Annotated in this window: 1 rRNA gene; it reads right to left on the bottom strand. The window is 43.6% G+C overall.

The features are described 5' to 3' along the window. A 23S ribosomal RNA gene (locus ACTRWI_RS22890) occupies nt 1–243 on the bottom strand; the annotation flags it as partial.

Here is a 243-nt window from a genome sequence, read left to right as displayed (position 1 = left end):
CTGTCTCATTAAAAGCTTAAGGGCTAATCCAATTTCGCTCGCCGCTACTTTCGGAATCTCGGTTGATTTCTCTTCCTCGGGGTACTTAGATGTTTCAGTTCCCCCGGTTTGCCTCTTGTTGCTATGTATTCACAACAAGATACTTACTTATGTAAGTGGGTTTCCCCATTCGGAAATCCCAGACTCAAATGACTTTTACTGTCTAATCTGGGCTTATCGCAAGTTAATACGTCCTTCATCGCC

It is taken from the genome of Pseudoalteromonas sp. G5_S1_14_S5 (assembly GCF_054968605.1).
The sequence above is the reverse complement of the archived record's forward strand: the minus strand, read 5'-3'. Positions and strand labels throughout refer to the sequence as shown.